An 8922-nucleotide genomic window follows, 5' to 3' on the forward strand; every position below is an offset into this window, starting at 1 on the left:
GCTGGTGGGCAAGGGTGAGCCGGGCGACACGATCATCGTGATCGACAACGGCACGCCGATTGGCGAGACGAAGGTCGACGAGGAGGGCAACTGGAGCTTCACGCCTGAAACGCCGCTGGACGAAGGCGGGCATGAGTTCACGCTGGTGGAACGCGATCCGGCGGGCAACGAAAGCAAGCCGTCGGACCCGTGGACCGTGATCGTGCACACGACCGTGCCGGACGCGCCGGTGATCATCGAAGTGATTGACGATCAAGGCACGGAGAAGGGTCCGATCGGTCAGGGCAAGCCGACGGATGATGCGCAGCCGGAAATCCGTGGCACGGCGGAGCCGGGCAGCACAGTGACGATTTTCGATGGTGGCCAGGTGCTGGGGCAGACGAAGGCTGATGACAATGGCAACTGGAGTTTCACGCCGGAGACGCCGCTGGACGAAGGGAACCATAACCTGACGGCTGTGGCGACGAACGAGGTGGGCACCAGTGAACCGAGCGGGCAATTCGGGTTCTCGTTGTTGCTGCCCGGACACTATGAGTTGGATTTCAGTAATTCAACCATCGTTGGTCTAAGCAGGAACTTCCACAATGCCGGTGATCGTCATACAGTAAAGACAGTGAGTGGTCTTTTGCGTATAGGCACGCAGATCACCAATGCGGTGCAGGATGCGACATCGGTGCTCTATTATTCCATCGGAGACTCGAATAATCGTCCGACTGCGTTTTCGGTTGATTTCGATCAGATCGATCCGCAGTTCCACTATACCGTGAGGGTAATTGTCCATGACACGAACGGAGCCTATGGGAATTCAGAGCTATTAACTATCTTTAATTTGAATGATCAAGGTGCAAATCATATTGAAATGACCTTGCCAGCAGGCTACACCTTGGTAAGGCTGGAAATTGCGTTCGACAACGCGTCTCCTGGTTTCGATATAACGGGTACTTCTTACTACACTGCTGAATATCAGCCCGTAACCGGCGAGTCTGATGTCTTGGTGGACGAGGTCGCGGTTTCCGAGATTCAGGACATCGAGGATTCGTCTGATGCCGATGCTGATGTCCCTGCTGACAGTGGCGTCGACGATCAGAAGCTGAACGATTCAGAGTCGGCACTCGATAGTGACGAACAGTCAGTAGGCGTGACTTCGACTGAAGGCCCAGATACGGTGCTTGATCTTCAGGGCATTGAGTATTCCACCAGTGTGTATGGTGATATTCATACTGAAAGTGGTGTGGACGTGTTGACGCTGACGGGTTCAGGCTTGGTGCTGGATCTGACGAACGTTGAAGAGAAGCTGTCGTCGATCGAAGTGTTCGACATTACCGGCACGGGCAACAACACGCTCAAGCTTTCGCTGGGCGATGTACTCGACCTGGGAGCCACTGACCTGTTCGTTGCCGACGGCCATACGCAGTTGATGGTCAAGGGCGATGCGGGCGACAAGGTTGAACTTTCCGATCTGCTACCGGACGGAGAGGACCCCGGCGACTGGGCGCAGGAGTCTGGCACTACGACCGTGGGTGGCGTCGAGTATGACGTCTTCTACCACTCGGGTCTGAACGCCGAACTGCTGGTACAGCATGGTGTCGAGACGACGTTGAACAACCACTGACCTTTGGACGGTCCGCGACGCATGACCTGCGTCGCGGACCCAGGAATTGACCATTCATTTGACAAGGTCCCCTGAACCGCATCGGGCGGTTCGGGGAGCCATTTTGGTGAACTAACATGACTTTCAATAAAAGCTTGAAGCATGCGCTCGCAGGCGCATTGCTCGTGACGGCCGGCATCTTGCCCGCCGCCGCACAGCAATCTTTCTCCAACCAGCAGTCGCTGGCTACCCGGGCAGGCGCACCCGGTGCCGGACCGATGACCGGCGCCGGCACACAGCCTGGCACGGTATTCGGCCAGAGCTACGCGCCTGTTGGCCAGGTCAGCTCGCAGCAGGCACAGATCGTCTACTACCGTGACGCATCCGCGGGTGCGGGCCGTTCGGCTGCCGCTGACGTCTATGTTGATGGCGACCTGCAGACCGCATTGCTTCCTAACGGCTACAGCATCTTTTGCGTGAAGCCGGGCGAACACACGCTAGGTGCGTACATCCACGATGCACCGCTCTATAAAGGCAGGACCACCAGTGGATCTCGCGCTGAACTGAAGGGCGGCATGACCTACTTCGTAAAGGTCGCGCCGCCTGGCGGCAATGGCGCACCCGTGGTGATGCCGCGCAACGAAGCCGAAACCCAGTTGCAGGGCATGCGCACGCAAATGCACGTGCTTTCCCGTGCATCGGCAGTTCAGGCGTGTGACTATCCGTCGGTCCCCGTGGTCCAGCCTGCCGCGGCGGCACAACCTGCCGCGGCGGCACAACCTGCCGCAGTAAAAAACTACACGCTCAAGGGCGACACGCTGTTCGCCTTCGGCAAGTCAGGCAGCCGGGACATGACCGGTAAAGGCAGGGCGGAGATTTCGCGCCTTGCCGAGCAGATTCTCGCGGAGAACGCATCGCTGGAAGCCGTTACGGTGATCGGTCACGCGGACCTGATCGGCTCGGACGCAGCGGCGCAGAAACTTGGCGAGCAGCGTGCGATGACGGTTCGCAGGATGCTGATTGAGCAGGGTGTTCCGACGCTGAAGATCACAGCGGAAAGCGCGGGCAATTCCGATCCTGTGGTTACGGAGTGCGGCGGCACGATGCAGCAGAAAATTGCCTGCAACGAGCCCAACCGCCGCGTGGTGGTGCGTGTGAACCTCGCTCATCCGGCTTGATGGCGCGGCGGGCGCAGGCTCCTGCGGCGCGCGACGTTTCTGAATCGGAGGGTCGCGTTCCCACGAAGAAGCAGTTGCGAAATGAATGAAAAGCGGCTTGAGGCGCTTTCGGCCAATCGTGTAAGCGAGGGACAGGAAGGCCTCGTGAATATCAGCGTAGCGTTCGTAGCGACTGTCCAGGCGTGGGAACGAGTGAAGCCATGCCCTCGATGGGCGGATTTTCGTGGATGCGTGCCCAGACGGCGGCTTGCTATGCGGCGAGCCGTCGCCTAGCAGGCGGCGCCCGAACCGTATCCCGTCTCTCGCGGTAGCAGATTCCACGCAACGCCTGTGCGGAGCACGAACACAATGCCCGCCAGTACGGCCCGGTCGGATGTCGGCTTGCGCCCCGCATGCTGTCGATTGCGCGGTGCTTGTGCAGGCGACAGTGGTTCGAGGAGTGACCGCTGTTTGTCGTCTATGAGTTCCTTGTCGCTTCCTGTCATGTTCTACCTGACAGGAAGCTAACACTATCAACTCAGAAGAGCTAACAGTCCGAAAGCTTAATTTCGCAACATCTTCTTATCGTTAATCCGCTTTTCGCCACAGACGAACGAAACGACAAGCGCTTCAACTACGGAGTTGTGAATGTCCAAACAACCAGCAATTCCTGCAATAAACGTATTGCTCGCTTATGCGGCGTTGCAGGACAGTGATCAGGAGTTCTTTAACAGGATGCTCAATGAGTTCACATTTGCATCCTGGTCGCACAAACGAGAGTTCATCGAGCAGTGGCGACGGGAACTCGCGTGCGCCGACGCAACGCTGATTGTGCCGATACACGACTGCCCCCCCGGAAGGTGAAATTCAGGGAGCCCAGGTTTTGATTACAGGCTCGAACCTCTGCAAAAGCATCGTTCGCCAAATGTATATACTGGATTAGTCAATCGTCTCCGGTCAGATTGCATTGTCCGCTGCCAGACGAAACATTGTCGCCAGGTATCTGGCCGAAGACGTATTGTCCTCCCCTTACCCGAGGGTAAAACCATGTCGCCCACCGCGTTCACTCCCGCAGATTTTCCTGCCCTGTTTGCACGACTGCGCTCTGTCGTTGAACCGCAGGTCGACCCCTTGGCAGCGCCTTGGCCGACCATCGTCCTGTTCTTTTCATGGAGCGACGGGCAGCGGCGAGCCGACGTCGTGAGCGCAACGGCACCGACTTTTGCCCAGGCGTGGGACGTCGGCATGGAGCGGGTGGCGGAGGCTGCCGGCACAACTGGAGGGGACGTCCGGTGGCTTCGCGTGGACTGGGTTGAAAGCGTTGAGGTCATGACTTGGGAGACACTTCGGGACCGCCTCGAACAGACCAAACGCAACTACTTCCGTTGTGGCCTGTCGCTGGACAGCAGTTTCAGGCATGCCTTTCTCGAGACCGAACTGAATGCCAATGCCATGCTGTATGGTGGCGCGGCACAGGCGCATGCCGTCGTGAACACGAAGAACTTTGAACGGTATGCCGCCATCCGGCATCAGCTTGCCAATGTGGATTTCGCAGACGCGCGGGAGGTTTATGTGTTCTCGGCCCGCGGGGCGTTCACGAGTCTGCAATCTCAGGAAGTGCATCTTTTGCACGGAACTGGCCTCAATGCAGGCCGCCGTATCATTGAACACCTTGAACCGGGGGACGTCGCCGCGCTCGTCGCATCCGGCAGTCGCTATCTGGCCGGGCAGGTACAGCAAGGCGGACGCTTTAACTATGGTTGGCATCCCTGCTTCGATCGCGCCATCGGCACCTACAACAATCTGCGCCATGCAAGTTCAGTCTATGCAATGCTCGAAGCCTGGGAAGTGACCGGAGATAATGACCTCAAGATAGCAATCGACGCAGCGCTGCATTATCTCGTCAACGAACTCATCATGCCGGTGGAGTTGCCGTCCGGCGCCTGGGCGGCGTTTCTGGTTGACGCACAGGCTGAAATCAAACTGGGTGGAAACGGCGTGTGCCTGCTGGCGCTGGTCAAATATAGCCAACTGACCGGCTCCGGTGAATATCTGACTCTGCTTGAGCAGCTCGCGACAGGCATCCTCTTCATGCAGGATGCGGACACGGGCGAGTTCAGCCATGTGCTGAACTACCCGGATCTGTCGATGAAACAGGCATTCCGGATCATCTATTACGACGGCGAAGCGGCCTTCGGCCTGATGCGCCTTTATGGCCTGACTGGCGATGCGAGGTGGCTCGAAGCAGTAGAAAAGGCGTTCGGTCATTTCATCGAGGCGAAACACTGGAAGGCGCATGACCACTGGCTTAGCTATTGCGTGAACGAATTGACCCGTCACAAGCCACTGGAAGCGTATTACAAGTTCGGGATCCAGAACTTCGCCGGGTACCTCGATTTCGTGATCGGGAGGGTGACGACATTTCCGACCCTGCTTGAATTGATGACGGCTGCCGAGCAGATGATCAGTCGCCTGCAGCAGCAGCCTGAAATGGAGCACCTGCTCGCCGGGGTTGATCTGGATAAATTCTTCCATGCACTGCATGCGCGGGCACAGCGCCTTCTGAATGGCCATTTCTGGCCGGAACTCGCCATGTACTTTGCCAATCCGGGCAGAATCACCGGCGGCTTCTTCATTCGTCACCACGCCTTCCGGATCCGCATTGATGACGTCGAGCACTATCTGTCCGGTTTTGTTGCCTATCTGAACTACCTGAACGCGCAGCAGGCTTCAGTATCCTCTACGCCGGGGCGGGAGTGGAGCGCCTCGGTGATCCAGTCGGTCACGCGAGGGACGTGGCTTACACCCCCGCCATCAGGGTGGACGGCGAGCGGCCTTTGTATTTACGTGCCTACCATGCAGGCCGGAAACATCGTGGTCGCTCGAGTCCGTGAGGGCGACCGGGGGATTCCTTTGCCTGTTATTCGACAGATGCGCACGCGCCCGGTGGGTGTCATTACGAGCGATCCTGATGTGCAGGCTCAACTTAACGATTTTCCCGTCCTGCATGTCGCGGATACGGGGGAGGCAATTCTTGCGATGGGTGCCTACGCACGCCAGCAGATGAGCGGCGCCGTCCTGGCAGTGACGGGGAGCGCCGGCAAGACCACGCTTGTGGCCATGCTATCTGATGCCCTTAATGCTTACGGGCAGACGGCGGCGAGTGCGTTCAACGCAAACCTCCCCCACGGTTTGAGCTGGAATCTTGCGTCAATCAACTGGGATACTCCTCATGTTGTCCTGGAGGTTGCCGTGGGCAACATGAGGAAGAGCGCGCTCATCGCCCGTCCGGACATCAGCATTTTCACCAACATCCAGCCCGCGCACCTCGGCAAAAGCAGCACAATCACCGATATTGCCCGGACCAAGAGCATGATCTTCCGTGGCATGTCTGCGGGAAGTACCGTGATACTCAATCGGGACATGCTGGAATGGGACACCGTCTACCAGGCGGCCATGGAACGGGATCTGAAAATCGTTACTTATGGCACGACTGCTGAGAGTGATTTTCAGCTCGTGGACCATGATGCGGCGCGGCAGTCGGCTACAGTCCGTATCAAAGGGCGCAATATCACCTACCCGATCGGGGCTGCCGGTCTGCACATGGCGCTGAACAGCGTGGCCGTCCTCGCTGCGGTCCTGGCGCTCAACTATTCGCTTGAGCCCGCGATCGAACGGATCGCACGCTTTGCCGCCCTGTCCGGCCGGGGCGAGGAGCTTGAGTTGACGCTTGACGGCCGGCATCTGACCGTCGTAGATCATGCCTACAATGCCAATCCCGGTTCGATGCAGGCGGCCTTGGAGCATTTACGGGACATGAAGCCTGCCCGCAGACGGGTCGCTGTGCTCGGCGAAATGGCGGAACTCGGTCCCGAGGCGCCAATGCTTCATGCTGACCTTGCTGCGGTGGTCGAGCGCTGTGCGATCGATCGTGTCTATGTCATGGGCGATCTCTATATCGATTTCTGGGAGCGGTTGCCGGCTGCGTGCCGTGGACGTCACACGAATTCTCTGGATGAACTGAAATCGGCACTTCACGAAGAACTCGTCGACGAGGATCTGGTGCTGCTAAAGGGCTCGAACAGTACGGGCATACACCACATCGTGGCGTGGATGAAGGCGTGTGCGCAAAAGCAGGCCGTATTGACTGCCTCCAAGCCTACGGGCAATACACCCAGTCAGGCGTGACTGAATGACCCCACGACGGGCAGCGCCGTTCCATGAGGGGACCCGCGCCGGGTCGGTCGTGCGCGCGCATGACGATCGTTGATCATCTCTGTTTTTCCTGGGCAACCTCACGGAATCTTATTTATGCAATGGCCTGGCCGATATTTGCGGCGTTTATCGCACCTTCTGCGCTGGAGACTCCGGCGTTTCCTGTTCGTCGCCTTTGGCGTTTGGGGCGTGGCCGAAGCCGGTCTGGGGGCGCGGCCCGCACTGGGGCCGTTTGAGAATCCGCGGCCTGGAGAACTCAACATCCCTGTAGGAAATGAGTCCTTCGATCCTGTCCAAGCTCTGAATGGTTCATTGAGTTCACCGGAACACTGTGCGCGGGTGCCTGATAGCCTCTGGGTTGAAGTCAACGGAAAGGGAGATTGCATCCGGTACTATGCGCATGGACTCTCGGAAGGTGAGAATCCGACCGCCCTTGTTTATTTCAGCGGCGATGTCATGCTGAGAACAGCGAAGGGAGTCAGGTACATTACACAAACCTACCGATCTGCTTCACCTACGGGGATTGGGAAGGAGATGGCTGACTGGTCTGCTGACGCGGGCGCCCCCGCGCTCTATCTTGCCCGCCCAGGTATCTATGGCTCCTCTGGTGACCATAACATGCGGCGCACTCACCGTGAGATCGAACTGATGGATCGCGCACTGGACCTGCTAAAGAAGCGTTACAACATCACGTCATTCATCCTGGCTGGACATTCGGCTGGAGGCCAGATCGTCGCCGCGCTCCTGAACAGGCGACAGGACATCGCGGCATCAGTGTTGTCTTCGGGCCTTGTTTCCGTGAAACAGGTTACTGCGTACTGGGAATTCAGGCGTGAGATTCCCGGCCGGCTCCTTTATGACGCCCAGAGTTTTTACGATCCAGTCGACGACATCGGGCATATTCGCCGGGACCCACTACCGCAAATCTATCTCATTTCGGATCCGGAGGATCGTACTGTTCCCTTTTACAGTCAGCTATATTATGTCCGCCGCCTGCGCGGCGCCGGCCTGAGGCCGCATCACATCTACGCCCATGCTCCGGGGCCGCAACGTCACCTGCTCGCCAGACACGCGAAACGCGCAGCGGCGCTATTGGCCCAGAGACAGTCTGCGAAGGAAATCCGCATGGCGCTTGCGAGACTTGATCTTCCGCAGGTACGGTAAGTCACCGGCGGAAGTGCGAACTCCGGCGAAGCATTCGCCGTAATGGTCACAGTGAGGGGCGCTGTCCAGCAAATTGGACCGTGCCCTTTTCGGGAAGCGGCTATCTCGGTCATCACTCCTTCGCCCATGCCAGTGCGGACTGCTAATGGACACCCGGAGGCTTTTTTCATCAGCTCGTGCAATGGTGGGTGGTTTGTTGTTCGCTGCGTTTCGGGCTTCAACAGCCTGGTGTCCTGCTGAACGTCCCGCCTCGATTCCCATCGCCGTTCGGTGGCGCGGAACGGGGGTCTATGCTCGGGGCGCTCCTGGTAGTGGCGCTCGCTCGCAATGCAGTGATTGCGATGATCGTGGTTTTCACGACGGGGACTTGGACGCCTCGCGCAGAAAGATGTGGTGAGATGGGTGATATCGATCCCAAACGATTCGGCAAAGTGGCAGTGGTGTCTGGCGGTGTGTCCGCTGAGCTTGAAGTGTCGATCAATTCCGGCCGTCTCGTGCTGCAGGGTTTGCGAGATGGAGGCGTCGACGTACACCTTTTTGATCCGTCTGTAAGGCCGCTGTCAGCTCTGAAGGATGAGGGCTTTGCGCGCGCGTTTAACGTGCTGCGGCGGCTACGGCGAGAACGGGCAGATTCAGGGCGCGCTCGATTTCTACGGCATTGGTTATACGTAAGCGGTGGATTTAGCACACGGAATGGAGAATCGTTTGCAAGTAACGGCCGAGCGTAGCCGCACCGCGTCGGTTGAGATCAACCGGCGATGTCTGCATCGGGGTGATGGGAGCGCGCGCAGTCAT

General features: G+C 58.3%; 5 protein-coding genes and 2 pseudogenes. 6 read left to right on the forward strand and 1 reads right to left on the reverse strand.

Annotation, left to right across the window (positions count from 1 at the left end; genetic code table 11):
- Together F6X42_RS40775 and F6X42_RS40780 are read left to right on the forward strand one after the other, a co-directional pair.
- A partial coding sequence (locus F6X42_RS40775; protein WP_187639460.1) for an Ig-like domain-containing protein occupies positions 1–1612 on the forward strand: 1612 nt, incomplete at its 5' end.
- A gap of 116 nt (positions 1613–1728) precedes the next feature.
- Positions 1729–2769, forward strand: a complete 1041-nt coding sequence (locus tag F6X42_RS40780; protein WP_187639461.1) for an OmpA family protein — start codon at positions 1729–1731, stop codon at positions 2767–2769.
- A 253-nt stretch (positions 2770–3022) separates the two neighbouring features.
- Here F6X42_RS40780 and F6X42_RS40785 read toward each other — a convergent pair.
- Positions 3023–3254, reverse strand: a pseudogene (locus tag F6X42_RS40785) (transposase); the annotation flags it as partial.
- A 142-nt stretch (positions 3255–3396) separates the two neighbouring features.
- On the opposite strand from F6X42_RS40785, the gene F6X42_RS40790 reads away from it, so the two are divergent.
- The 4 genes and pseudogenes from F6X42_RS40790 to F6X42_RS40805 all read left to right on the forward strand — a co-directional run.
- On the forward strand, positions 3397–3612 hold the full coding sequence (locus F6X42_RS40790; RefSeq protein ID WP_187639462.1) for a hypothetical protein: 216 nt from the start codon (positions 3397–3399) through the stop codon (positions 3610–3612).
- Positions 3613–3795: 183 nt separating this feature from the next.
- Complete coding sequence (locus F6X42_RS40795) at positions 3796–6936, forward strand: UDP-N-acetylmuramoyl-tripeptide--D-alanyl-D-alanine ligase (RefSeq protein ID WP_187639463.1); 3141 nt, start codon at positions 3796–3798, stop codon at positions 6934–6936.
- A gap of 123 nt (positions 6937–7059) precedes the next feature.
- Positions 7060–8127: an alpha/beta hydrolase family protein gene (locus F6X42_RS40800; RefSeq protein WP_187639464.1), complete on the forward strand. Its 1068-nt coding sequence runs from the start codon at positions 7060–7062 to the stop codon at positions 8125–8127.
- Positions 8128–8525: 398 nt separating this feature from the next.
- Positions 8526–8796 (forward strand): annotated as a pseudogene (locus tag F6X42_RS40805) (D-alanine--D-alanine ligase); the annotation flags it as partial.
- Positions 8797–8922: the final 126 nt, after the last annotated feature.

This window comes from Paraburkholderia podalyriae (assembly GCF_014397785.1).
Taxonomy (GTDB): domain Bacteria; phylum Pseudomonadota; class Gammaproteobacteria; order Burkholderiales; family Burkholderiaceae; genus Paraburkholderia; species Paraburkholderia podalyriae.